This window comes from Bradyrhizobium sp. LTSP849 (assembly GCF_000938255.1).
In the GTDB taxonomy this organism is placed as follows: Bacteria; Pseudomonadota; Alphaproteobacteria; order Rhizobiales; family Xanthobacteraceae; genus Bradyrhizobium.
The window spans coordinates 289,625-313,058 of the sequence record NZ_JYMR01000018.1 but is presented as its reverse complement, the minus strand read 5'-3'; the positions used below and the strand labels follow the sequence as shown (position 1 = coordinate 313,058).

Annotated in this window: 30 protein-coding genes; 13 read left to right on the top strand and 17 right to left on the bottom strand. The window is 62.8% G+C overall.

Annotation, left to right across the window (positions count from 1 at the left end; all coding sequences use genetic code 11):
• Nucleotides 1-123: 123 nt before the first annotated feature.
• From UB31_RS14970 to UB31_RS14955, 4 genes are all read right to left on the bottom strand, one after another.
• The gene (locus UB31_RS14970; protein ID WP_045004240.1) at nucleotides 124-1,131 is read right to left on the bottom strand and encodes a TorF family putative porin; all 1,008 of its coding nucleotides are present in this window, start codon (nucleotides 1,129-1,131) and stop codon (nucleotides 124-126) included.
• A 418-nt stretch (nucleotides 1,132-1,549) separates the two neighbouring features.
• The gene (locus UB31_RS14965; RefSeq protein WP_045011365.1) at nucleotides 1,550-1,918 is read right to left on the bottom strand and encodes a hypothetical protein; all 369 of its coding nucleotides are present in this window, start codon (nucleotides 1,916-1,918) and stop codon (nucleotides 1,550-1,552) included.
• 69 nt (nucleotides 1,919-1,987) lie between these two features.
• Nucleotides 1,988-3,310: a glycolate oxidase subunit GlcF gene (gene glcF / locus UB31_RS14960; RefSeq protein ID WP_045011364.1), complete on the bottom strand. Its 1,323-nt coding sequence runs from the start codon at nucleotides 3,308-3,310 to the stop codon at nucleotides 1,988-1,990.
• Complete coding sequence (locus UB31_RS14955; protein WP_045011363.1) at nucleotides 3,307-4,569, bottom strand: FAD-binding protein; 1,263 nt, start codon at nucleotides 4,567-4,569, stop codon at nucleotides 3,307-3,309. The genes glcF and UB31_RS14955 overlap by 4 nt, the downstream gene beginning before the upstream one ends.
• 213 nt (nucleotides 4,570-4,782) lie before the next feature.
• Here UB31_RS14955 and UB31_RS14950 point away from each other — a divergent pair, with 213 nt between their 5' ends.
• The gene (locus UB31_RS14950) at nucleotides 4,783-5,115 is read left to right on the top strand and encodes a putative quinol monooxygenase (RefSeq protein WP_045011362.1); all 333 of its coding nucleotides are present in this window, start codon (nucleotides 4,783-4,785) and stop codon (nucleotides 5,113-5,115) included.
• Nucleotides 5,116-5,174: 59 nt separating this feature from the next.
• Here the strand turns inward: UB31_RS14950 and UB31_RS14945 are convergent, their stop codons facing one another.
• Nucleotides 5,175-6,347, bottom strand: a complete 1,173-nt coding sequence (locus UB31_RS14945) for an acyltransferase family protein (protein ID WP_045011361.1) — start codon at nucleotides 6,345-6,347, stop codon at nucleotides 5,175-5,177.
• 8 nt (nucleotides 6,348-6,355) lie between these two features.
• A complete protein-coding gene (locus UB31_RS14940) occupies nucleotides 6,356-7,849 on the bottom strand; it encodes an FAD-linked oxidase C-terminal domain-containing protein (protein ID WP_045011360.1) in 1,494 nt (497 codons plus the stop codon).
• 266 nt (nucleotides 7,850-8,115) lie between these two features.
• Between UB31_RS14940 and cycA the strand changes: the two genes are divergently transcribed.
• From cycA to UB31_RS14925, 3 genes are all read left to right on the top strand, one after another.
• Nucleotides 8,116-8,511: a cytochrome c-550 CycA gene (gene cycA / locus UB31_RS14935; RefSeq protein WP_045011359.1), complete on the top strand. Its 396-nt coding sequence runs from the start codon at nucleotides 8,116-8,118 to the stop codon at nucleotides 8,509-8,511.
• A 116-nt stretch (nucleotides 8,512-8,627) separates the two neighbouring features.
• On the top strand, nucleotides 8,628-8,924 hold the full coding sequence (locus UB31_RS14930) for a type II toxin-antitoxin system RelE/ParE family toxin (protein ID WP_045011441.1): 297 nt from the start codon (nucleotides 8,628-8,630) through the stop codon (nucleotides 8,922-8,924).
• A gap of 9 nt (nucleotides 8,925-8,933) precedes the next feature.
• Entirely contained in the window at nucleotides 8,934-9,245 is a 312-nt protein-coding gene (locus UB31_RS14925) for a HigA family addiction module antitoxin (RefSeq protein ID WP_045011358.1), read from the top strand.
• Here UB31_RS14925 and UB31_RS14920 read toward each other — a convergent pair.
• A complete protein-coding gene (locus UB31_RS14920; protein ID WP_045011357.1) occupies nucleotides 9,242-10,198 on the bottom strand; it encodes an alpha/beta fold hydrolase in 957 nt (318 codons plus the stop codon). The two genes, UB31_RS14925 and UB31_RS14920, sit on opposite strands and share 4 nt — an antisense overlap.
• 317 nt (nucleotides 10,199-10,515) lie before the next feature.
• On the opposite strand from UB31_RS14920, the gene UB31_RS14915 reads away from it, so the two are divergent.
• Nucleotides 10,516-10,698, top strand: coding sequence for a hypothetical protein (locus UB31_RS14915; RefSeq protein ID WP_045003906.1), 183 nt, complete (start codon nucleotides 10,516-10,518; stop codon nucleotides 10,696-10,698).
• Here the strand turns inward: UB31_RS14915 and UB31_RS14910 are convergent.
• From UB31_RS14910 to ykgO, 3 genes are all read right to left on the bottom strand, one after another.
• Entirely contained in the window at nucleotides 10,695-10,955 is a 261-nt protein-coding gene (locus UB31_RS14910) for a hypothetical protein (RefSeq protein WP_045011356.1), read from the bottom strand. The genes UB31_RS14915 and UB31_RS14910 overlap by 4 nt on opposite strands.
• Before the next feature lie 182 nt (nucleotides 10,956-11,137).
• Nucleotides 11,138-11,788: a tetratricopeptide repeat protein gene (locus tag UB31_RS14905; protein WP_045011355.1), complete on the bottom strand. Its 651-nt coding sequence runs from the start codon at nucleotides 11,786-11,788 to the stop codon at nucleotides 11,138-11,140.
• Between the two features lie 105 nt (nucleotides 11,789-11,893).
• A complete protein-coding gene (ykgO, locus tag UB31_RS14900) occupies nucleotides 11,894-12,019 on the bottom strand; it encodes a type B 50S ribosomal protein L36 (protein WP_006611362.1) in 126 nt (41 codons plus the stop codon).
• Between the two features lie 298 nt (nucleotides 12,020-12,317).
• Here ykgO and UB31_RS14895 point away from each other — a divergent pair, with 298 nt between their 5' ends.
• Nucleotides 12,318-13,202, top strand: coding sequence for an amidohydrolase family protein (locus UB31_RS14895; RefSeq protein WP_045003916.1), 885 nt, complete (start codon nucleotides 12,318-12,320; stop codon nucleotides 13,200-13,202).
• 58 nt (nucleotides 13,203-13,260) lie between these two features.
• Here the strand turns inward: UB31_RS14895 and UB31_RS14890 are convergent, their stop codons facing one another.
• Both UB31_RS14890 and UB31_RS14885 read right to left on the bottom strand, forming a co-directional pair.
• On the bottom strand, nucleotides 13,261-13,911 hold the full coding sequence (locus UB31_RS14890) for a hypothetical protein (protein WP_045011354.1): 651 nt from the start codon (nucleotides 13,909-13,911) through the stop codon (nucleotides 13,261-13,263).
• 14 nt (nucleotides 13,912-13,925) lie between these two features.
• On the bottom strand, nucleotides 13,926-14,522 hold the full coding sequence (locus UB31_RS14885) for a superoxide dismutase (protein ID WP_045011353.1): 597 nt from the start codon (nucleotides 14,520-14,522) through the stop codon (nucleotides 13,926-13,928).
• Between the two features lie 535 nt (nucleotides 14,523-15,057).
• Here UB31_RS14885 and UB31_RS14880 point away from each other — a divergent pair.
• From UB31_RS14880 to UB31_RS14870, 3 genes are read left to right on the top strand one after another with little or no spacing between them, the layout of a single operon-like run.
• On the top strand, nucleotides 15,058-15,822 hold the full coding sequence (locus tag UB31_RS14880; protein WP_045003922.1) for a haloacid dehalogenase type II: 765 nt from the start codon (nucleotides 15,058-15,060) through the stop codon (nucleotides 15,820-15,822).
• Nucleotides 15,823-15,843: 21 nt separating this feature from the next.
• Nucleotides 15,844-16,311: a YbaK/EbsC family protein gene (locus UB31_RS14875; RefSeq protein ID WP_045011352.1), complete on the top strand. Its 468-nt coding sequence runs from the start codon at nucleotides 15,844-15,846 to the stop codon at nucleotides 16,309-16,311.
• A 55-nt stretch (nucleotides 16,312-16,366) separates the two neighbouring features.
• Nucleotides 16,367-17,203 carry an adenylate/guanylate cyclase domain-containing protein gene (locus tag UB31_RS14870; RefSeq protein ID WP_045003926.1) on the top strand — a complete coding sequence of 279 codons (837 nt, stop codon included), beginning with the start codon at nucleotides 16,367-16,369 and terminating at the stop codon, nucleotides 17,201-17,203.
• A 79-nt stretch (nucleotides 17,204-17,282) separates the two neighbouring features.
• On the opposite strand, the gene UB31_RS14865 is transcribed toward UB31_RS14870, so the two are convergent.
• Both UB31_RS14865 and UB31_RS14860 read right to left on the bottom strand, forming a co-directional pair.
• Entirely contained in the window at nucleotides 17,283-17,621 is a 339-nt protein-coding gene (locus UB31_RS14865) for a hypothetical protein (protein WP_045003927.1), read from the bottom strand.
• A gap of 95 nt (nucleotides 17,622-17,716) precedes the next feature.
• The gene (locus tag UB31_RS14860; protein WP_045011351.1) at nucleotides 17,717-18,700 is read right to left on the bottom strand and encodes a tripartite tricarboxylate transporter substrate binding protein; all 984 of its coding nucleotides are present in this window, start codon (nucleotides 18,698-18,700) and stop codon (nucleotides 17,717-17,719) included.
• 162 nt (nucleotides 18,701-18,862) lie between these two features.
• Between UB31_RS14860 and UB31_RS14855 the strand changes: the two genes are divergently transcribed.
• A complete protein-coding gene (locus UB31_RS14855; RefSeq protein WP_045011350.1) occupies nucleotides 18,863-19,120 on the top strand; it encodes a hypothetical protein in 258 nt (85 codons plus the stop codon).
• Between the two features lie 59 nt (nucleotides 19,121-19,179).
• On the opposite strand, the gene UB31_RS14850 is transcribed toward UB31_RS14855, so the two are convergent.
• Both UB31_RS14850 and UB31_RS14845 read right to left on the bottom strand, forming a co-directional pair.
• A complete protein-coding gene (locus tag UB31_RS14850; protein ID WP_197090817.1) occupies nucleotides 19,180-19,701 on the bottom strand; it encodes an REP-associated tyrosine transposase in 522 nt (173 codons plus the stop codon).
• A gap of 130 nt (nucleotides 19,702-19,831) precedes the next feature.
• Nucleotides 19,832-20,767, bottom strand: a complete 936-nt coding sequence (locus UB31_RS14845; RefSeq protein WP_045003930.1) for a LysR family transcriptional regulator — start codon at nucleotides 20,765-20,767, stop codon at nucleotides 19,832-19,834.
• A 111-nt stretch (nucleotides 20,768-20,878) separates the two neighbouring features.
• Between UB31_RS14845 and UB31_RS14840 the strand changes: the two genes are divergently transcribed.
• From UB31_RS14840 to UB31_RS42825, 3 genes are all read left to right on the top strand, one after another.
• A complete protein-coding gene (locus UB31_RS14840) occupies nucleotides 20,879-21,577 on the top strand; it encodes a pirin family protein (protein ID WP_045011348.1) in 699 nt (232 codons plus the stop codon).
• A 47-nt stretch (nucleotides 21,578-21,624) separates the two neighbouring features.
• Nucleotides 21,625-22,224 (top strand): NAD(P)H:quinone oxidoreductase, encoded by a 600-nt coding sequence (gene wrbA / locus UB31_RS14835; RefSeq protein ID WP_045011347.1) that lies wholly within the window; start codon nucleotides 21,625-21,627, stop codon nucleotides 22,222-22,224.
• 115 nt (nucleotides 22,225-22,339) lie between these two features.
• The gene (locus tag UB31_RS42825) at nucleotides 22,340-22,474 is read left to right on the top strand and encodes a hypothetical protein (RefSeq protein ID WP_283806033.1); all 135 of its coding nucleotides are present in this window, start codon (nucleotides 22,340-22,342) and stop codon (nucleotides 22,472-22,474) included.
• 61 nt (nucleotides 22,475-22,535) lie between these two features.
• Here UB31_RS42825 and UB31_RS14830 read toward each other — a convergent pair whose 3' ends face one another.
• Nucleotides 22,536-23,420 (bottom strand): protein-L-isoaspartate O-methyltransferase family protein, encoded by an 885-nt coding sequence (locus tag UB31_RS14830; RefSeq protein ID WP_045011346.1) that lies wholly within the window; start codon nucleotides 23,418-23,420, stop codon nucleotides 22,536-22,538.
• Nucleotides 23,421-23,434 lie beyond the last annotated feature (14 nt).

Sequence of the window (23,434 nt, the reverse complement as noted above, 5' to 3'; positions counted from 1 at the left end):
TCGCGGCGTTTGCGATAGCCCTGCCAACAGGACCGCTTGAAGCAAAGTCCACAGGTCTCGCGGACAAAGCAAAAGGGCGGCAGATTGCTCTGCCGCCCTCGTCAAGTCGCTTCGGGAAGAAACTTACTTCAGGTTGCTCATCGCCGTCAGGTCGAAGGACAGCTTGGCAACACCAGCCGCACCGCACCAGTTCGAGCCAGCACCGCCAGGGTTGATCGGGGTGACGCTGGTCGTGCCGGTCGCGTTGAAGGCGCTGGTGAAGGCGTTACAATCACCCTTGTTCAGGTTGGTGTCGGAGTAACGCAGGTCCAGCGTGAACACCTTGTAGGTGAAGCCGACGCCGATGTTCCAGGTGTAGTAGTCCTTGTAGGGGATACCGTTGGCGAAAACGGTGCCGACACCGGTGCCGTAGAAGGCGTCCGAGGTGCCGAACCACTGCCGACCGAATTCACCCGACGCGTACAGGCCGACGCCCGAGGAGCCGAAAATCGTGCTCGGTGCCGTATACTTGGCGGTCACCGAGGCGTAGTTGCCCCAAGCGCCCGAGTTCAGGAAGTTCGGCGAGTAGTACTCGGTCGCGCCGACCGCCCAGTTGTCGTTGATGGTGTAGTTCAGCTTGCCGTAGACTTCGAAGAAGCTGACGTCCTTCTTCATGACGTTGCCGTCGGCGAGGAAGATCGTGGTCGTGCTGATTCCGCAGACGTTGCCGCCCGGAATGCCGCCGGTGAGGGTGTTGTCGGCGCAGCTCCCGCCCGGATACAGATAGCCCCAAATGCCGATATCGAAGGCGAAGGCACCGAAGGTCGGGCGGATACCGCCGTAGATGTCGACCTCTGCCGCAGCGCGGTTGGCGAAGGAGATGCTCTCCGCGGACACGCCGGCGTACAGCTGGAGATCCTTGGTGACGTTGTAGCGGGGCTCGAAATAGGCGGCGACCGACGGCTTGTGGTTCGACTGGGTCACGCCGCGGAAGATGTAGTCGTTCATGATCGCGCCGCCGAAGGCGATATCCCAAGGATCAAACGCGGGCGGCGGCGGAGCCTTCAGGGCCTTCACATGCAGATCTGCCGCGAAAGCCGAACCCGTCGCCACCATTGCCAGCGCCGTTGCCAACAAAGCCACTTTTTTCATTTCAATCCCCATCACCAGTTCTTAGATCCCAGTCGAGTTCCGGAAGCCCCCCGGGCCACCCGACCTGATTGCAAATTTCGTTACTGCTGCAATTTGTATTGAGGGATGTGAACCGTGAAGCAAAAAACACGGGCATCTGCCGACTTTTTGGGCGTTCTGACGATTCCACGAAAGGTTGTCAGACGGTGTTGCTTCTCGATCACATTATTTTCACTCCAAAGTGCGCAGAGGGGCCGGGATTCTACGTGGCCTGCTGGCCCGTGGCGTGCGCGCTACGAATCAGGATGACTCAAAAAGCGGCAGCCGCCGGCAAGCCGTAACGGCGATGCAAAAAGGCCGCAGCGTCACCGCTGCGGCCTTCGTAACCGTCAAATCGTGGTTGGGACTGGACCCAGCCAGGCCTTGGCCTGATCTTGACCTAGCTCTGGCCCTCGGCCGGCGTCGGTTCCGCAGAAGACGAAGGCATCGCCCAGCTTGTCTCGGCTGCCGGCTCGGGAGCCGGCGCCGCCACCGGAGCTACCGGCTTCGGCGCGGGAGCTGCCTTCGCCTTCTTCGGTGCCGCTTTCTTCGCGGTCTTCTTCGGCGCCGCCTTCTTCACCGCAGCCTTCTTCGCCGTCTTCTTGGCAGCCTTCTTCGGTGCGGCCTTCTTGGCAGATTTCTTTGCCGACTTCTTCGCCGCCTTCTTGGCGGACTTCTTGCCAGCCTTCTTCTTCGTCGCCTTCTTCGCCGCTACAACCTTCTTGGCCTTTTTGGCCTTCTTGCTTTTTTTCTTCTTCGCTTTCGCCATCGTGGTCCTCCTGTTGCCGCCGAACAATGGTCGATCGGGCGTCTTCGGCCGTCACCCCGGGACGAAAGCTCAGCTCGACGAATTCAATGCCGGCCGCGACCCGCCCGTAGCCCAATCGAGAAGCTCAATCGTGTGCACGACCGGAACTGACGTGCCACTGGCAATCTGCACCATGCAGCCGATATTGCCCGCGGCAATCATGTCCGGCTTGACGCTCGCGATGTTGGCGACCTTGCGATCGCGCAACCTGCCCGCAAGGTCGGGCTGGAGAATGTTGTAGGTCCCCGCCGAACCGCAACACAAATGGCTCTCGGGCACATCTTTCACCACGAATCCATTCTTGGAAAGCAATTCTTTCGGAAGGCCCGTGATTTTCTGCCCGTGCTGCAACGAACATGCGGAGTGATAGGCGACGACGATGTTGTCTTGTCGCGTCGTCGGTGCGAGTCCGAGAGCGGCGACATATTCGGTGATGTCCTTTGTGAGTGCGGAGACCCGCGCGGCGTCAGTGGCAAGCGCGCGATCCTCGCGCAGGAGATAGCCGTAGTCCTTGATCACCGTGCCGCAGCCGGAAGCCGTCACCAGGATGGCGTCGAGCCCCTCGCCTGCCGCCTCTTTCTGCCATGCCGCGACATTGGCGCGGGCCCGCGCCAGCGCATCATGGTCGTGGCCGAGGTGATGGGTGAGCGCGCCGCAGCATTGCTCGTCCTTGACCAGCACGACCTCGATGCCGTGGCGGGTGAGAAGGCTGATGGCGGCCTGGTTGATGCGTGGCGCCAGCACCTGCTGGGCGCAGCCCTGGAGCAACGCGACCCGACCACGCTTCTTGCCGAGCGCCGCGAACACGCTGCCGGCGGCGGGGCCTGGCGGCGGCAGCCGGTTCGGAGCCAGCGCCAGCATCGCCTTGATCCGCTGGATCAGGCCGGGCGTGGCCGACGGCCGCGGGGTGGGCAGGAAGACAGCCAAGGGCCGGGCCAGCCGCGCGAGCTGCATGCTGATGCGAAACCGCTGCGGGTCGGGCAGGACAAAGGCCAGCACCTGGCGCAACAACCGCTCGGTCAGCGGCCGCTGATAACGCTGCTCGATCCTGACCCGGGCCTGGTCGACGAGGTGCATGTAGTTCACCCCGGACGGGCAGGTCGTCATGCAGGCAAGGCAGGACAGGCAGCGGTCGACATGCTTGACCACCTCGGCGGTCGGCGCCTGGTCCTTCTCCAGCATCTCCTTGATCAGGTAGATGCGACCGCGCGGGCTATCGAGCTCGTCGCCGAGCAGCACGTAGGTCGGGCAGGTTGCGGTGCAGAAGCCGCAATGGACGCAGGCGCGGAGGATTTTGTCGGCTTCCGCGATGTCGGGATCGGCGAGCTGCGCGAGTGAGAATTCGGTCTTCATGTCGCAGTGCCCCGCGTCAGCCGTCCCCGGTTCAGAATGGTTTTTGGATCGAAGCCGGCGCGGACCCGCTCGCTGAGGGCGGTGACGCCCGGAGCTTGTGGATGGAACACATCGACACTGCGCCTGACGTCCTCGGCCGCCCTGATCAGGGTGGCATGCCCGCCAACGGCGTTGGTGCGCAGGCGCACGCTTGGCGCATGCGCATCGCCCTTCGGTGGCAGCGCTGCCCAGATCAGGCCGCCGCCCCAATCGTAGATGACGTCGCCGCCGGTCTCGTGCGCCAATTGCGCGCCGAGTGCCGCACCTGACGCCGGGGGACAGACGATCCGCCACACCGGCCAGGCGCCCAGCGCGCCGCCGGCCGCGAACGGCAGGACATCGCGGATGGTGGCCCACAGCGCTGACGACGCCGCGTCCTCGATCAGGGTTGCGGTTCCAAAGGGCGCCAGCAATTCGCGCAGCGAGCCGGCGCGGTGGGCGGCGGAGGCCGTGATGCCTTCGAGCCGCAGCAAGGTCAGCGCCTCGCCCTGGCCTGCGATATCGCCAAGTCCATCGGTAAGTCCGTCGGTAAGTCCGTCGGTCCTGGACCGGAATGCCGATTTCGGCAGGTGGGCGGCAGCGGAGACGTCGAAGGGCGAGCCGAGCGCCGCGGTCATCGCCTTGTTGGCGGCGGCATCGTCGAGCCCGGGGAGCAGCAGCGTCCGCTCGGCTTCCGGCTTGGGCATCACCTTCAACGTAACCTCGGTCATGACAGACAGGGTGCCCCAGGACCCCGCCAGCAGCTTGCAGAGGTCGTAACCGGTGACGTTCTTCACCACCTTGCCGCCGGTCTTGAAGCTGTCGCCAAAGCCGGAGACGGCATGCGCTCCCAGCAGATGGTCGCGCGCCCCACCCGCCTTGATCCGTCGCGGGCCGGCGAGGCCAGCCGAGATCATGCCGCCGATGGTCCCGAGCGCCGGCGTGCCAAGCAGCGGCGCGGTGTTCATCGGCTCGAAGGCGAATTGCTGGTTCTTGGAATCGATCAGCGAAAGTACGTCGGCGACCGGCGCGCCAGCCTGAAGCGTGACGATCAGCTCATTGGGCTCGTAGGAGGTCACCGCGCTCAGCGCGGAGAGATCGAGCACGGCGTTGGTCGCCATGGTGTGCCCAATGCTGCGCTTGCTGCCATGGCCGATGATCTCGAGCGGCTGCTCGTTGGCAATCGCCGCGCGCACCACCTCTTCGACGTCTTTGGCGTCTCGTACCTTGAGCGTATCCACCCATCAGCCGGTAGCGAAATTCGAGGCGGAAATCAAATTTCCCGACGCCTCGCAGCGACACGTCGACGGCCCTGGCTCCTCAGCATGAGGGTCAGAGAGCACCGCGACATTCTCATTCGGTCTCCATCGAACCATTCTGTTTCAAATTTCGCTATTGATCGAATTGTCCCCACGCCCGTTGCGACCGCGGGGCGATGCGCAAAAGGAGTTCCATTGACCCAACAGAACCAGCGAACGATCGATGAAGCGATCAGCGGCGGCGGCCTTCTGGTCGTGGCGCAATGGGAGGCCAAGCTGGAGGAGGCCGACAGGGTCGCCGAGATCCTGCGCGGCTTCCTGCCGGAAGCACAAGGCGAACCGGGCGTGAAACTGTTCCTGATCAGCCGTGCCCAGGACAATCCGGCCCAGTTCCTGTTCTACGAGCTGTTCCGCGACGAAGCCGCCTTCAAGGCGCATCAGGAGAGCGCACATTTCAAGACCTACATCGCCGGTCAGGCCTTGCCATTGCTGGCACGGCGCGAGCGCACGCAATACGCATTGATGTAAGCCTTGTGATGTAAGCTTTGTCGGCCCAGGCACCGCGGCTCGAGCCGCGGTGCCCAGTGCTAGATGATCGCGCGCAGCGGCGATCTGCGCAAAATCCAGGCCGACACTGCGAAGCTGCCGGCGGCCGCAAGCAACGTCAACAGCGACACCTTTGCGATCGCGCCCATCGGCGCCGCGTGCAGAAGCAGGGCGAAGCCGATCAGGATCGGCGGATGGATCAGATAGACCCTGAACGCATTGTCGGAGAGCCATTTGGCGACCCGTCCCTGCGCATCGAAGTAGCGGCGGTAGACAGCCAGCATCAACAGACCCATGCCGACGCAGACCAGCGCTTCCCACAGGCACTTTCCGGCGCTGACGAGATTGAAGCCGCCGGCATAGAGCGTCGTATCGCCGCTCAAGCCGCCGCCGAACGCGACCAGCGCCGCGAACAGCGACACGGAGAGCGACAGCGCAAGCGATCCCCACCGGATGCAGGACCGCTCGGCGACACCAAGCATCCAATTGCCGCGATAGCCGAAGGCGCCGGCTGCGAACATGAGGGCGTATTGCGGGATGTCGCCGGGGTGAACGTTGAGCACGGAGGCATCGGCATGGATCGCGACGCGAACGGCAAAGGTGGCCGTCGCCATGGCTGCAACAAATAGAACGATCGCCGGACCGCGCAGTCCAACCTGCGGCTCCCGCCATCCGGCCTGGCGGATCAGGCCATAGAGAAGCGAGAACAGCAGCAGCACCGCGCAGAACCACATCGGCCCGGTTTCAGAGAGCCACTCGCCGTCCCTGAGATGGGTCAGCCATTGATGGCCGAAGCCGCCATTGCCCCAGGTCCATGAGAGAAAATACTGCGTGAGCGGACCGATCACGAACATGTAGAGCAAGGTCGGCAAGCCCAGCCTGACCAGCCGGTCACGCGCAAATCGCGAAAATCCCTTCCGATCGAAGGCGCCGGCGGCGAAATAGCCGGCGATGAAGAACAGCGCCGCCATGAAGAAGGCCTGGAGGAAGCTCTGGTAAATGCCAAAGGCCAGCGCCGCGCCAAAGCCGATCGCCTGCCGGTCCACATAGTACCAATTGCCGAACGGGCTATAGGTGTCGCAGGCGTGCATGCTCAGCACGAGAATGATCATCGACCAGCGGATGTTGTCGATGAACAGGAGCCGCGATTTCGTTCGCGACCTGGTTGGCGCTTCGTCCGTGGCACCTATCGCAATATCCACCATGCCGGACATTCCGGCCCTCAGAACCGCGGAATGTCCGGAAATGCCAGCTTGCCGGCGTGCACATGGACGCGGCCGAGCTCGGCGCAGCGGTGCAAGGTCGGAAACACTTTTCCGGGGTTGAGCAGGCCCTGCGCATCGAAGGCGCATTTCAGCCGCTGCTGCTGGTTGAGGTCGATCTCGCTGAACATCTCCGGCATCAGGTCGCGCTTCTCGATGCCGACGCCGTGCTCGCCGGTGAGCACGCCGCCGAACTCGACGCAGGCGCGCAGGATGTCGGCGCCGAACGCTTCGGCGCGTTCGATCTCGCCGGGCTTGTTGGCGTCGTAGAGGATCAGGGGGTGCAGATTGCCGTCGCCGGCGTGAAACACGTTGGCACAGCCGAGCTGGTATTTTTCCGAGAGCTCGCGGATGCGCGCCAGCGCCTTCGGCAGCGCGCCGCGGGGAATCGTGCCGTCCATGCAGAGATAGTCGGGCGAGATGCGGCCCACGGCGGGGAACGCCGCTTTGCGGCCGGCCCAGAACAAATTGCGCTCGGCTTCCGAGGTCGAAATCTGGCAGGTGGTCGAACCGCAGCCGTTTGCGATCGTCTCGACACGCGTGATCAGCTCGTCGACCTCGACGGAGGGACCGTCGAGCTCGATGATGAGGAGCGCCTCGACATCGAGCGGATAGCCGGCATGGACGAAGGCCTCCGCGGCATGGATCGCGGGCTTGTCCATCATCTCCATGCCGCCGGGAATGATGCCGGCGCCGATGATGCGGGCCACGCATTCGCCGGCCGCCTCGACCTGCGCGAACCCGACCATCAGCGCGCGCGCCGTCTCCGGCTTTTGCAGGATGCGCACCGTGATCTCGGTGATGACGCCGAGCAGGCCTTCGGAGCCGGTGATGACGCCCATCAGATCGTAGCCGGAGTTTTCCGCCGACTTGCCGCCGATGCGCAAAATCTCGCCGCTCATCAGCACGATCTCGCAACCGAGCACGTTGTTGGTGGTCATGCCGTATTTCAGGCAGTGCACGCCGCCGGAATTCTCCGCGACATTGCCACCGATCGAGCAGGCGATCTGCGAGGACGGATCGGGCGCGTAATAAAAGCCGGCGTGCGCGACCGCCTGGCTGATCGCGAGATTGGTGACGCCGGGCTCGGTGACCACGGCGCGATTGTCGAAATCGATCTCGCGGATGCGCTTGAATTTGCCGAGGCCGAGCAGCACGCCGTCTTCCAGCGGCAGCGCGCCGCCGGACAGCGACGTCCCGGAGCCGCGCGGCACCACCTTGATGCCCTGCCCTGCGCAATATTTCAGGACCAGCGAGACCTGTTCGGTCGTATCCGGCAAGACCACGACCATCGGCGGCTGCCGATAGGCGGTCAGCCCGTCGGATTCATAGGCCCGCATCTCGGCGGCGCTGTCGATCACGCCTTCGCCGGGCACAATCGCGCGCAATGCAGCCACGATCTCAGCGCGGCGCGCGAGCACCGCCTGGTCGCTCGCAGGCATCATGATGGCCATAATATACCCTTCATGGCTTGTCCTTCCGGCTTCCGCCGTGTGATCGATTTGTTGCGACAAATCAACCACGTCCGCGGTGGTTTGGGTAGGCCATCCCCGAGTCGAGCCGCGATCTTGCGCGAGTTCGCTCTGGGACAAGTAGGAAATCATGAAACCTGTCATGGTTTCGTGGCTTGTCCAAGCCGAGCGGGCCGTGCCAAAACCGGCAAGGTCCGACGATTGCCGACCAGATAACAGCCCACCGGGAAAGAGACGAAGAGCACCCTATGAAAAAACTGACTATTGGCGCGCTGATGATCCTCACCGTCACTGCCACGGCCTCCACCGCGATGGCGCAGGATGCCGCGGCCGGCAAATCGTCCTTCAACAAATGCCTGGCCTGCCATGCGATCGGCGAAGGCGCCAAGAACAAGGTCGGCCCCGAGCTCAACGGCCTCGACGGCCGCAAGTCCGGCACCGCACCGGACTACAATTATTCGGACGCGAACAAGAATTCCGGCATCACGTGGGGCGAGGCGCAGTTCAAGGAATACATCAAGGACCCCAAGGCCAAGATCCCCGGCACCAAGATGGCGTTCGCCGGCATCAAGAACGAGACCGAGATCAACAATCTCTGGACCTATGTCTCGCAGTTCGACAAGGACGGGAAAATCAAGCAGTAGCGGATAAGGGCTGACAGCCCACTCGGGCTCATTTCGAGATGAGTTCCCGCCGGTTTTGAGATATTGCCCGCATGTACCACCATATGGTACAATGCTTCAACCGGCGGGGCTTGCTGATGATCTCGGGTTTCCGTGACGAATGGCTGCGCGCCTTCTTCATCGACGACGTCAGATCAAGGCAGATTCCCGCTGATCTCCAGGACAGACTTTTTCGCAAGCTTCAGATGCTCGACGACGCGACGTCGGATCAGGACCTGCGGGTGCCCCCAAGCAATCATTTCGAGAAGCTGCGCGGCAATCTGGCGGGACAACACTCGATCCGCGTGAACAAGCAGTGGCGGCTGGTCTTTCGATGGTCCAGCGGACAGGGTAAGGCGGAAAACGTCTACTTGGACAATCATAGCTATAGATAGGCGAACCGCATGCTGATGACCAAGCGCAAGCCTGTAACGGTCGGGCAGATTCTAACGGAAGAATTCATGGAGCCCCTTGGCCTGACCCAGGGAGCCCTGGCCGAGGCCATGGGTGTGCAGCGCAAGCACGTCAATGAGCTTTGCAACGATCGCCGGAACGTGACCGCTGCAACGGCTCTCATTCTCGCCCGCGTCTTTGGCAATAGCCCGGATTTCTGGCTGAACGTCCAGCGCCGCACCGATCTTTGGGATGCCATGAACTCGCCGCGCGAACGCAAACGGATCGAGCGCGCCAAGCCGATCGCAAAGAAGGCCGCCTAGCCGCTCACCGCCTTCAGGGGAACGATCTGACCGATCATCGTCTCGATTTCGGTCTTCACGAGATCCGGCACGGCGTTCTGCACCATGTGGCCGAGATCGGGCAGCACGATCAGCTTGGCATTCGGCACCATCGCAGCGAACGGGCGCGCGTGAATGTCGGTCTTCACCGTCTTGTCGGGCTCGCCGGCGATGATCGTGACCGGCGCCTTGATCTCGCCGTAGCGCGCGACTTGCCCGGCCACCGACGCCTTCAGCGTCACCAGATCGTAGGCATTGGCGATGAACTCGCGCGGACGCAGCAGCAGCGGCGTCGCGGAGTCCTTCACAAAGCCGTCCGGCATGATTTGCGGCAGGAAGACATTGCGCGCACCGGCCTCGGCGATGAAATACCCCAGCGGCAGCGTGACGGTGTAGGCGAGCAGCAGACCGATCAATGGCGTTGCGATGATCTCGTTGTAGCGGCCGACGCCGCCGTGCCAGGGATGGGTGACAGGCGCCAGCATCACGAGGCCGGCGACGCGGCGGGGATGATCGAGCGCGAGCCGCGCGCCGAGCGCACCGCTCCAGGAATGCACGACGAAGATCGCGCGATCGATGCCAAGCTTGCCGAGCGCATCATTGATCATCCGCGCCTGGATCTCCGGCGTCGAATCCTGCCGTCTCGCGCGCGTGCTCCAGCCATGGCCGGGACGGTCGATCAGGATGACGCGATGCTCCCTGGCGAGAAGTTCGCCGAGGGGATGCCGCATCACTTCGAGATTGGAGCTCGCGCCATGCAGCATCACGATCGGCAGGCCCGCATCGCGCGGGCCGATATCGACGACGTGAAGCGTCGCGCCCTCGACCTCGATCATCCGGCCCTGCGGCGGAAAGGCGCGCTGCACGGCAACGACACCGGCCTGCGTGACCAGCGCCAGCAAAGCCAGCGCCGTCACGACTGACATCACGATCATCGAGAGAGTCCGGGCAATCCAGGGCACATGGCAGCTACGGTCTGGCGGGCAGCAGTTTCGGTCCGCGGGCCACTGTAAACGCCGGGGCTGTGGATATGTGCATAATCTAGATCCGTAAAAACGCAATGAAATCAACGACACCCCTTGTCGGCACGCAAGCCTCGGACCAGCTTCATGCGGCCGTCATCGCACCTTCCTTATAATCGCCACGGTCGGTTCCGCCATCTAGACGCGGATGGGCGCCGATCCTCCTCGCAACCCCAGGGACGCGGGAAAGACCGGCAGGATTTGTCCTGGTTTGAACCGGAGGATTTTCGATGAGCTTCAGATCGAACGAGACTGCAATCGACGAGATCGTCGCGAGCTGCAACGGCGACTTGCGCGGTGCCGTGCGGGCGCTGCTCCTGATCAACGAGCATCTCGAGACGGAGCTTGCAAAGGCTTATGCCGCAGCGGCCGATCACGGCCTCACTGAGCGCGGCGGCAGCGCCCTGCACTAGTTCGTGCCGTCCTCGGCCTTTTGCTCGTCGGCGGTGGGCGCGGGACAGGCACGGATGGTCGAGCGGGCGAGCTTGGCATCGTCCTTGGACTTGTAGGGACCGTCGCCGAACCAGATGTTGCCGTCGATGACCGGATTGCTGGTCACGATGTTGCATTTGCCGGTGGCGCGATTGCCGACCACCCAGAACATTCCGTCGGCCAGGCTCATCGTCCCCGACGCCAACAGCAAGCTACAAGCAAAGATCAAACGCGGCATGGCATGTGCTCCTGCCATGCAGGTAGGCCTGCTGGCGCGCCGACAATACCCCTCGCAGCGTGATCCATGTGATCGTGGTTAATCCCCGCGCGCCGCAACCGCTCGAAAAATGATCGAGTTGTCACTTATTGTTTGAGCACGATCTTCTCGGAAAACCGCTACACACTTTTCCGGATCGTGCTCTAGATGTCGCGGCCTTCGACCTTTTCGGTCAGCGACTTGACTTGGTCGGGGATCTTGTCGAGATGCGGATTGACGGCGAGCGCCTTGCGATAGGCCTCGAGCGCACGCTTCTCGTCGCCGACTTCCTGCATGATCATGCCGAGGCCTGCGAGCGCGCCGAAATGGCGGGGCTCCCGGATCAGCACTTGCTGGATGTCGGCAAGCGAACGGCCATAGTCGTTCTGCATGTAGTAGAGCGTGGCGCGCCGGTTCCAGGCCTCGATGTAATCGGGCCTGAGCTTGATGACGGCATCCAGCAGCTTGATCGCGATGTCGATCTTCTGCGCGTCGACCGCGGCCTTGGCCCGCGCCATCAACAGCGCCGCAGTGTCGCTCGGGGTCTGGATCCAGATCGCCCAGATCCGCGCCTCGACATGCTTGGCGCTGTCCTCGTCAGGGGCGGCCTTCAGCGCGCCGAACAGGAAATCGAGATTCTTGGTGCGGTCGACCTTGGGCAACTTGGCAGGCGCCTCGGGCAGCTTCTTCTGCTGCTTCGCCGGCGGGGCCGGAGCGTCCTGCGCCAAGGCCGGCGCGACGCCGGCGGCTCCCAGAGCGAGGGCCAGACCGAGAACCATGGAGAGGGTGCGCGCGAAAAGGAATCTCACTGCCATGGCCGAAGTCTAAACGCGCAAAGCCGCCCTTGCAAAGCAGGGCGGCGTCAAACTCGTGTGAGACCGTGGTCTTGCGGGGAGCGCGTAAGGCGTCCGCGAGGGCAATCAGCCCTGGCGAGCCTTGAAGCGGCGCTGCACCTTGTTGATCACATAGACCCGGCCCTTGCGGCGGACCAGGCGGTTGGCGCGATGGCGACCGCGCAGCGATTTCAGCGAGTTACGGACCTTCATGGCAGAATCCTGAACGTTCGAAAGGCCGTGTTCGGCACTACCGTTTCGGCACGCGCGAATGTGGCAAAATGAGATTTTTCCCGCTGGCGGACCGACCGCCCGGGACGGGGCGGTTCTTAAGGCATGCGAGCACCGGATGTCAATGTTAACTGCCCCGCCCCCAGCCGACTAAATTCTGGAAAACAACCCCATGCAAAGTAGAAAACGGCCGGATCGGCCATTTTCCCAGCTCGCGACGACGCCTTGCTAAATTCGTTATATGATATAATCAATTTGGCAACCGGTCGGGAGGAAACCAATGCCGAAGCTGAAGCTGCCCAATATCGACGACGTCGTCGCCATCGACATCCACACCCATGCCGAGGAGCCCTGCGGCACCCATCCCGACGACGGCTATGACGACTTCCAGGCCCAGATGGCGGACTATTTCAAGTCGCCGCACAAGCATCCGCCGACCGTGCCGGAGACCGCGGCGTATTACCGCTCGAAGAACATCGCGGCCGTAATCTTTCCGGTCGATGCCGAACGCGAGACCGGCTTCCGCCGCTACAAAAATGAGGAGATGCTGGAGATCGCCTCCGACCATCTCGACGTCCTCATCCCCTTCGTCTCGATCGATCCGCACAAGGGCAAGCTCGGGGTGCGCGAGGCACGCAAGCTGATCGAGGAATACGGCGTCCGCGGCTTCAAATTCCATCCGACCATGCAGGGCTTCTACGCCAATGACCGCATGGCCTATCCGCTCTACGAAGAGATCAACAATGGCGGCGCGATCGCGCTGTTCCACACCGGCCAGACCGGCGTCGGCTCGGGCATGCCGGGCGGCATGGGGATGCGGCTGAAATTTTCCAACCCGATGTACATGGACGATGTGGCCGCGGATTTCCCCGACCTCAAGATCATCCTCGCCCATCCCTCCTTCCCCTGGCAGGAAGAAGCGCTGTCGGTCGCGACCCACAAGCCGAACGTCTATATCGACCTCTCCGGATGGTCGCCGAAATATTTCCCGCCGATCCTGGTGCGCTATATCAACTCGATCCTCCAGGATAAGATGCTGTTCGGCTCGGACTGGCCGGTGATCACGCCGGACCGCTGGCTGTCGGACTTTGCCAAGATCGACATCCGTGACGAAATCCGGCCGAAGGTGCTGAAGGCCAACGCGCGCAAGCTGCTGGGGATCTAACGAAGAGGTCAGCGTGACGATCAAAGCCGTCGCCTTCGACGCCTACGCCGACGTTAGCCTAATTCAGCGCACCGTATGTCAGGTCGTCGAATACGGTGACACTGTCGGCCTTGGTCCACAAGCCGATCATGCCGGCGTCCCTGATCGATTCGTCCTCGACCTCGAACATCGGCCTGCCGTCATACGTCACCTTGAATAGCTTTCCCGCGAATTCGCAACGTAGGGAATGCCATTGACCTGGTGGCACCGATACCTTGACGCCATAGCCGCCTTTCCGGCCGACGATATTGAGCGCGCTGCGAACACCCTTGATCGTCTTGTAGAGCACAACATTGTCTTCAAGCGCGTTGGCCCGCACGACATAGTAATTGTCGGCATCCTTTGCGCGCCAGACAATACCAGCCGCACGATCCTCGGAACCTGCAATCGCCTTGAACTTGACCTCGACGAACCCGTCTAGGATGCTGGTGCCGTTCCTGAGCGCCACTGGAAACGTCGCCTGACCGGATTGTTTCAGGACGTTCGGCTTGCTTGGCGCCGTCGACTCCACCTCGACCGTCCATTTGGGCTGGCCACGACCCGTCATCGTCAGAGTCCAGCCTTCGGGCGCTGCGCCGGTTGCTGCGTTGTCAAAATTTACAGCTTCTGCCATCGCATTTCCTTCCACCAACAATGGGAACAACGCCGCCCCCAAGAACGCCACGCTCATTTTTTGCACAACGTCTAAGCTTCCCGCCTGTATTGATCGTACAGTGTTGCAGCGTTGTCCCATTTGATCGCTTCCATGTAGATGTCGACATATTTCGCGGCCGCGGCGCCATAATCCATGTGATAGGCGTGCTCATACATGTCGAGCACCAGCACGGGACGTCCGCCGGCCAGCGTCGTCGTGTGGTCCGCGGCCCACTGATTGACCAGCCGCTTGTCGCGCGGCGAGTAGGAAAGAATCACCCAGCCGGAGCCGCCGCCTTCGGCCTTGCCCATGGCGGAGAACTCCGCGCGCCACCGCTCCATGCTGCCGAAATCGCGCGCGATCGCGTCGGCAAGTGGTGTACTCGGCTTGCCGGCACCGCCGAGCCCGTCGAAATAGATTTCATGGAGGATCATCGAGTTTGACGCGACGAGTTCCTCGCGCTTCAGGCCGTTGATGACGAAGTTCGGAGCTTTCGCGAAGTCAAGCTCGGCGAGTTGCGTTCCGATCGCGTTGAGTCGCTTTACGGCGCCGACATAGTTGTTCTCGTAGTGGCTGACGAGCACCTTCTCCGAGATGCCGGCAATGGATTTCGGATCGAACGGCATCGGCTTGGCCTGGTATGTCATTGGCTTGGCTCCTGTTGGCTGATTGGCTTGCGCAAGGGCTTGCGTCCCCGCGAGTATTGCGGTCGATGCCGCGGCGGCCCCCACGCCCCTAATGAAGTCTCGGCGGTCGGTATTCGTGGTCATGGAGTCCTCCACTTGATTGTCGTCCCCAACGTGCCCCGTGTGTTCGCTAGCTCTTGGTGCTCGCCGTCTTGTCGCGTGCGCAAATAGACCGCGCGGCCCTCGTCGATACGGACATCGACGAGGGTCGGCGCGCTGGCGGCACCAATTGACGGGACAATTTCTCTGATGAGATCGAGATGAAAGAAGACATGCAGCGTCCTTGGTGATCAGGACGCGATACTTGGGCATGTCGCCTCGCGGGGAGATCGCAAATCCCCGTGCCCCGAATTAAACGCCTGCCGGCGGCAGTGTCAATCTGCTGCGCGAGGTCGACGGGGTGACGATTTTTTGAAGAAGGTTCCGACCTTGTCGCGCACCGGGCCGTTTCGGTATTGTCCGTGCGCCCCCGCAAAGATCCCAAAGGAGCGAGCCAATGAGCCTCAAAGCCGTCGTCTTCGACGCCTACGGGACGCTCTACGACATCCAGTCGGTCGCGGAGATCACCGAGGATGCGTTTCCGGGCTATGGCGAAATCATCACGCAGGTCTGGCGTATCAAGCAGCTCGAATACACCTGGTTGCGCTCGCTGATGCGGCGCTACCAGGATTTTTCTGCCGTCACGCGCGACTCGCTCGCCTATACGCTGCGCATCCTCGGGCTTACCTATGAGGGCGACGCATTCGAGCGCGTCATCGAGAAATATCTGCATCTCGATCTCTATCCGGACGCGACAGGCGCGCTCACCGGGCTGAAGCCGCACAAGCTTGCCATCCTCTCCAACGGCAGCCCGGACATGCTCGATGTGCTCGTGCGCAACAGCGGTCTCGATCGCCTGCTCGATGCCACCATCAGCGTCGATGCGAAGAAGATCTTCAAGCCGAGCCCCGAGGCCTATGAACTGATCGGCGAAGTGCTGGGCACCGCGCCGAACGAGGTTCTGTTCGTCTCCTCAAATCCGTGGGACGTCGCGGGCGCAAAGTCGTTCGGATTGAACGTCGCCTGGATCGAACGGGTGACGCCCGAGGCGATGGCGCTGGCTTGCGTCGAGAACGAACTCGTGGCACCGCTCACCATGTTCAAGGCGATCCGCACCCAGATGGATGAGCTCGGATTTGCGCCGGATCATCGCGTCCGCGCGCTGTCCGAGCTACCCGGGATCATCTCTAGGGATGACCCGGGGATCGTCGCCCGCCCGTGAGACTTGCATGAGCTGACTGGAATGAGCCTGGAATCCGTTCGCGCCTTCTTCGCCGAGAAAGCCCCCGACATCACCGTGATGGAATCGCCGATCAGCTCGGCCACAGTGCCGCTTGCCGCCGAAGCCTATGGCGTCGAGCCCGGCATGATCGCCAAGACGCTGTCCTTGCGCGTCGGCGAGCGCGTGATCCTGATCGTCGCCGCCGGCACGTCGCGCATGGACAACAAAAAGGTGAAGGCACAGTTCGGCGGCAAGCCGAAGATGCTGGGGCTGGAAGAGGTCGCCGAGATCACCGGCCACGAGGTCGGCGGCGTCTGCCCGTTCGGGCTGAAGTCGCCGCTGCCGGTCTATTGCGACGTCTCGCTGAAGGCGTTCGACGTCGTGGTGCCGGCCGCAGGCTCGACCCACAGCGCCGTGCGCATCACGCCCGAGCGGATGGCCGAGCTGACCGCGGCCGAATGGGTCGATGTCTGCGAGGTCAGACCTTAAGGCGGCTGCCGGATGCCTGATGCATTTGCCTGTCAGGAAGGCTACGATACGAACCATGACCGACGACAAGGTGAAACGACGACTGACCACCGTGCTGTGCGCTGATGTGCACGGCTATTCTCGCCTCATGGAGGCAGACGAGACGGGAACGTTGGAGACGCTCCGCCGCTACCGCACGGCCATTGCGGGATTGGTCCAGCGTCATGACGGCCGCATCGTGAATACCTGGGGCGATGCCGTGATCGCCGAGTTCGCCAGCGTCGTCGAGGCCGTGCAATGCGCGGTCGAGATTCAGCAGGAGCTTTCCAACCAGGATTCGGACCCACCTCCACCGATGCGTTTTCGCATCGGTGTTAATCTCGGCGACGTGATGGTGGATGGTTCCGATCTTTATGGAGACGGGGTCAATATCGCGGCGCGTCTGCAAGAACTTGCCGAACCCGGTGGCATCGTCATCTCCAGCTCCGCCTATGATCAAGTGCACAACAAATTATCTGTTGGCTTCGACTGTCTCGGCCAGCGTCCAATGAAAAACATTGCTCCCATGACCAGCTATCGTGTGACCATGAGCGGCCAAACGGCTCAAGCAAGGAGCTTTCCGCCTGGCGAACGCCAGACTCAGGGCGCAGTTGCGGGTTCAGAGACTGGCGCCGTACACCGCGACGGGCACGAGCCATCCTCGTGGATGGGTGCCGTCTCGGATTGGCTGGCCAAGCTGCCCCGCCCGGTTGCAGCGGCCCTCACCGTGTCGACCTTTCTGATTCTGATCAACGTTTTCACCGGCATGCACAAGATCTGGTTCCACTGGCCAGTCGCAGCAATACTCTTCGGTGCCCTGTTGCGGACAGCGCTCCGGCATCGACCTGAGTCGGACAGCAAGGGGGAGCGCTGAACGAGGTGGTGCGAGCGCATCTTCGCGCTTACCGCTGCGCACTTTGCGCTAACGCGGCCCTTCGGGTCCGGATCATGCTTCAGTCGTCGTCATCGTCAGGTCGCGGCGGCGGTGGCGCCGCGTTATAGCGCGGCGGCGGCACAGCCCGGCCGCGCGGGACGGGCTGCGGCGGCGGCATCTGATTGTTGGACTGGAACACCGCCCGACAGGCGGAGGAGAGTTGCGGCGTGTTCTGTTGCAAACAAGCCGTGATGCGGTTCACATCCGGAATCTGATCGCTGCACAAACGCCAGACATCCGGCGTGCAGGCCATCTGCTGCTCGACGGTGCCGCGATTTTCCTGCGCGAAGGCCGCGCCTTGCGCGACCATCCCGCCAACCGCAAGCGCCAGCCCCAGCGCAATTCGCTCTGTTCGCATGTCCCGATCCTTCTCGATTCTCTTGAATTGTCTTCAATCAATGAGACGCGGTCAGGTTCTGGCCAAACAAAAAAATGTGAAGATGCGACCGAAATCTATTCGACCCTGCCGATCTTCTTGACCGCCGCGATCAGCCGCGCGCTGTCGGTCGCCACGAAGTCGGAGAATGCCGGCGCGTCCTGATAGGCGACGAGGCTGCCCGAGGCATCGAAGGTCTTGAGCACATCCGGGCTCGTCATCACCTGGCCCATCGCCTCGCGCAGGCGGCTCGCGATCGGCGCAGGAAGAGAACTCTGTGCAAAGAGTCCGGCCCAGATGTACATCTCGACATCCTTGTAGCCGAGCTCCTGGAAGGTCGGGGTATCAGGAAAGCTCGCGATACGCTGCGCGCCGCAATTGCCAAGCACGCGCAGCTTGCCGTCGTCGACCTGCGGCTTCAGCGTGCCCGGTGCTGCCGCAATTGCCTGCACGGTGCCGCTGAGCAATGCGGTCAGCGCGGGACCCGCGCCGCGAAACGGCACATGCAGCAGCTTGATACCGGCGCTGTTCGCAAACATCTCCATCGCTACGTGCAGCGTGCCGTAGGGCCCTGACGAGCCATAGGTGATCTGGCCCGGACGCTTCTTCGCGTCCTCGACAAAATCCTGCGCCGTCTTCCAAGGCGCCGAGGCCGGCACCGCGAGCAGCGTGGGATCGGCGAGCACGCGCGCAATCGGCATGAACTGCGAGACTTCATAGGCAACCGGACGGTCGAACAGCCGGTCGGCCTCGGGGAGCACCGCGAGCGAGGACAGCGTCATCAGCAGCGTGTAGCCGTCGGGTTCGGCGCGCGCCGCCGCAGCATTGCCGACCGATCCGCCGGCCCCGCCGGCGCGGTTGTCGACGATGACGGCCTTGCCCAGGATTCGCTCCAGCGCCTGCGCCACCGGGCGCGCCGCGAGATCGGCCTGGCCGCCGGCAGGAAACGGCACGATCATGGTGATGTTGCGAATGGGATAGGTTTGGGCGAATGCTGCGCGCGGCAACGCGGGCAACAACGGCAGTGCGGCAACGGCGCGCAGGACATCGCGTCGATCCATGGCAGGTCTCTCCCCCCGATTTTTCTTGTTTCGCTCCCAGCCTAGCGTCGCGATCGGCAAGAACAAGCCGTTAAAGATGCGTTAACCATGTTCGCCCCGGTCTGGAACGCATCCCCAGAGCCATTGTTGCCCTCCCAAGGGAGTGTGCCATGGGAGTGCGTTATGGGAAAACTAGCAACCATCGACGTCGCCCTGGACGAGATGCTGGTGAATCTCGCCGCGATCGTCCTGCGGCTTTCAAAGCCCGAAGTGACACGAACGCCGGAAGCGCGGCATGCCCTGGCGCAATCCGTCCATCAATACGCGGTTTGCGCGGCGCGCTCGACCGACCCGCGTGTTCATGAATTGAAGTCGCAGTTGGAGGAGACCCTGAAGCCAGACTTGCGCATTGTGGCAAGCGACGGCGTGAAGGTGTCGTAGTCGTACTACAGGGCGAGATGCCGTAGGGTGGGCAAAGGCGCAAAGCGCCGTGCCCACCATCACTCGCCGAAGTGCTCCGCAATGTCTCGCATATCCCCTCCCCAATCCGCTGGGAGAATGCCCTGATCGACGTAGCGATGAAAGCTGCTGAGAGACCAATCGCTCACGCGCGCGACGAGGCGATGCTTCACGGGATTGAAATGTATATAGTCGACGTGACGCTCCAAATCCGTGTCGTCGCGGATCGCGTGCTCCCAATAACGGCGCTGCCAGATGCCTTTCTCGCGCTTCTTCAATTTACTCATTGAGGGTGGCCCGGCCTGCAAGCCACGCGAAAATCCGCCTTTGATCTGATTCCAACGCGATGAAAAGTCGACGTCGCCCTCCGGCAACGTCCAAATCGCATGGAGGTGGTCTGGTAAGATACAGATTGCGACGGTCTCGAATGGCTGGCGCTCAAAGACGGCTCGGTAGATTCGTCTCAAGCGATCAGCTTGATCGACGAGCAACGTGCTCGATCGATCTGCGAGCACGACGGTGAAGAAGAACATCCTTCCCTGTGCCCGCCGATATCGAGACACTTGCGATTCCCTCAGACAAAGTCGTGGGCACGCTTCGCCTTGCCCACCCTACGGCAGCTTGCGCGGACGATAGACTAGCGAGATTTTGTGGGATGGGCAAAGGCGCGAAGCGCCGTGCCCACCAAAGGATCTACCCCGCCTTCCCGCCCTTCTTCGGCTGCCGCTTGCACGTGCCCGGCAGCTTCGCCGCGAGAAAATCACCGAGGGCTTCGACGCGCGCGGGGCGCGGGCCGCCGGGCGGGGTCACCAGATGCACGGCGCCTTCGGCCTGCTTCCAGTCCTTCAGGATCACTTCGACCTCGCCGGAGGCGATGGCGTCACCGACGATGAATTCCGGAAGCTCGGCGATGCCGAGGCCGGCGATCAGCGTCGGCATCACCGCTTCGCCATTGTTGACGCGGAGCTGGCCGCCCGGCCGCACGCTGGCCTGCTCGCCGGCCGCATTGGTGTAGTGCCAGATGTTGGGCGTGGTGAGGTAGGCGTAGCTGAAGCATTTGTGCTCGGCCAGATGCATCGGATGCGTCGGCCGGCCGTGGCGCTTGAGATAGGACGGCGCGGCCACCGTGAAGCGCGGCATGGTGAAGAGACGTCGCGCGATCAACGACGAGTCCGGCAGCCGCGCAATCCGCACCGCCATGTCAAAGCCCTCGCCGATCAGGTCGATGGTCGCATCGCTCAAATGCAGATCGACCGAGACTTCCGGATAGGTCTCGAAAAACTCCGGCAACAGCGGCGCCACCGCCTTGATGCCGAACGTCATGGGCACGGCGAGCCGCACCAGCCCGCGCGGCGCCACCGATTGCGCCAGCGCCTCGTTCTCCGCCGCCTCGCCGTCCGAGAGCAGGCGCGTCGCGCGTTCGGCGAGCTTGTGCCCGGCATCGGTCAGCGCGAGGCGGCGCGAGGTGCGATTGAACAGCCGGGCGCCGAGCCGCTCCTCCAGCCGCGTCACCGCCTTGGACACCGTCGCTTTCGACATCACAAGCTCGCTCGCGGCCGCCGCAAACGACCGTAATTCCACGACTTTTGCGAAAATCGCGAGCGCCTCGAAATCCGGGAGTTTTGCCATGGGAGCCGACCAATTAGGATGTTTAAGGAAACAATGTGTTTCAACAGTTTCTATTTCTATACCACAGGCGGAGGCTTATCCAAGGGTCATCAGACATTCAGGATTACGCAAATGATCGAACTCAGACCTTTCAACAAGCTCGGCGGCGCCGACCACGGCTGGCTCAAGGCCAAGCATCATTTCTCCTTCGCGGACCACTATGACCCGAGCAACATGGGTCACGGCGCCTTGCGGGTGTGGAACGACGACGAGATCGCGCCGAACAGCGGCTTCCCGGCTCATCCCCACGCCAACATGGAAATCATCACTTATGTGCGCGAAGGCGCGATCACCCATCAGGACAGCCTCGGCAACGAAGGGCGCACCGAAGCGGGCGACGTGCAGGTGATGAGCGCCGGCAGCGGTATCCGCCACTCCGAATACAATCTCGAGCCGACCAAGACCCGGATCTTCCAGATCTGGATCGAACCGACTGCGCGCGGCGGCCAGCCGACCTGGGGTTCAAAGCCGTTCCCGAAGGCGGACCGCTCGGGCAAGCTCGTCACCATCGCCAGTGGCGACGCGAACGACAAGGACGCTCTGCCGATCCGCGCCGATGCGCGGGTGCTCGCCACCACGCTGAAGGCCGGCGAGAGCGCGGAGTACGAGCCCGAGAGGTCACGGAACCTCTATCTGGTGCCGGCCGCAGGTGCCGTCGAGATCAACGGCGTGCGCGTCAACGCCCGCGACGGCGCCGCAATCCGCGGCGAGGCCAGGCTGAAGATCACGGCTCTGGAGGATTCCGAGCTCGTGCTCGTCGACGCGGCGTAACGATCCAAGCAACCCATCATCTCGCTCAATCCCAACGGAGACCACCCATGACCAAAGTTCTCGTCCTCTATTATTCCGCCTATGGCCACATCGAAGCGATGGCCAATGCCGTCGCTGAAGGCGCGCGCGAAGCCGGCGCGACCGTCGACATCAAGCGCGTGCCCGAGCTGGTGCCAGCCGAGGTCGCCAAGGCCTCGTACTACAAGGTCGACCAGGCCGCGCCCGTCGCCAAGATCGAGGATCTCGCCAATTACGACGCGATCATCGTCGGCACCGGCACCCGCTTCGGCCGGATGTCCTCGCAGATGGCGAACTTCCTCGACCAGGCTGGCGGCCTCTGGATGAAGGGCGCGCTGCACGGCAAGGTCGGCGGCGCCTTCACCGCGACCGCGACCCAGCATGGCGGCCAGGAGACCACACTGTTCTCGATCATCACCAACCTGCTGCACTTCGGCATGACCATCGTCGGCCTGAACTACGGCTTTGCCGGCCAGATGAAGCTCGACGAAGTCACCGGCGGTGCACCCTATGGCGCCACCACGATCACCGGCGGCGACGGCAGCCGCCAGCCGAGCGCCAACGAGCTCGCGGGCGCGCGCTATCAGGGGCGCGCAATCGCGGAGACGGCCAAGAAGCTTCATGGCTAAGCTTCATGGCTAAGGTTCACCATTAAGCTTCGCGATCCTCTGCATGGCTGATGCGATTTGGGCGGCATTCTCGTTCGGGAATGCCGCCCTATCTATCGTTGCAGGAGCGACGCGTATGGCTTTCGAAATTCTCTTGATGGCGCAGATGATCCGCAGGCCGGTCCAGGCGCTGACGCGCCGCTGGTATTGCCGCAGCCTATTCCGCGCCTCCCGCGGCCGGTTTCACTGCGCCGGATGCACGGGATCGTGAGGCGTTATTTTTTGAGCATGATCTTTTCGGAAAACCGCGGCGCACTTTTCCGGATCATGCTTTAGGCCTGTGTGAGATCCGCGTGCGGTGGCATGTCGACCGCCGGCGCCGAGGCGGGTGCAGTTGAAAGCCACCAGCCGTCGCCGGCAAACCAGCAGGTCTCGTCGGGCACGTCCCCTCTCCGCAGCGACGGCACACGTTCCCAGCCTTTGGCGAACGCCTCGGCCAACCGCCGGCCGGCATCCGCATCCTGAAGTCCTGCGCAGCCGATGAACTGGGCCCGCCCCAAGAATTTGGCCGGCCAGGCCGTACCCTCGTTTGGGCGCGTAATCATCAGCATGCCGCCGAGCACACCCTCCGGCGCCAACGGAAATATCAGCCGGCCGCCGGGTCGCAACGCCGCGAGCCATTCCATGGCCGGCTGCGCCGCGCCGGCACAGACATAAATCACGTCGACGCTGGGAAGATCAGACGCGATGCCCGAGCGCTCGCGCAACTCGACCTCAGCGATGTCTTTCAAATTCTCGCGCGCGAGCGCCGCCAGGCGTTCGTCGATTTCATAGGCATAGACCCCGCCACCGGGACCGACGAGCGCGGCGAGAATGGCGGTGTAGTAGCCGGTGCCCGCGCCGATCTGGAGCACGGTCTCACCTTCCTTCACGCCACAGCCGCTGAGCCAATAAGCGTGCGCGCTGGGCATGCCGATGTTGACGCCGCGCTCCGGATCCAGAGCCAGCAGCGCGTTCTGATAGAGAAAGGCGGGATCATCGTCGGGCGTCACGACATAGGGATGCCCTCCGAACGAAATCGACCACGGCCCGGGGCCCGCGAAGGTCTCGCGCCTCACGTTGCGAAACGCCTGCTCGATACGGGGATCGGTAGTCTTGGCCGCGGCGCAGATCAACTGCGCATAGAACGCGCGATATTTGTCCGAACGATCGTCCATGTCGCCTCCGGGCT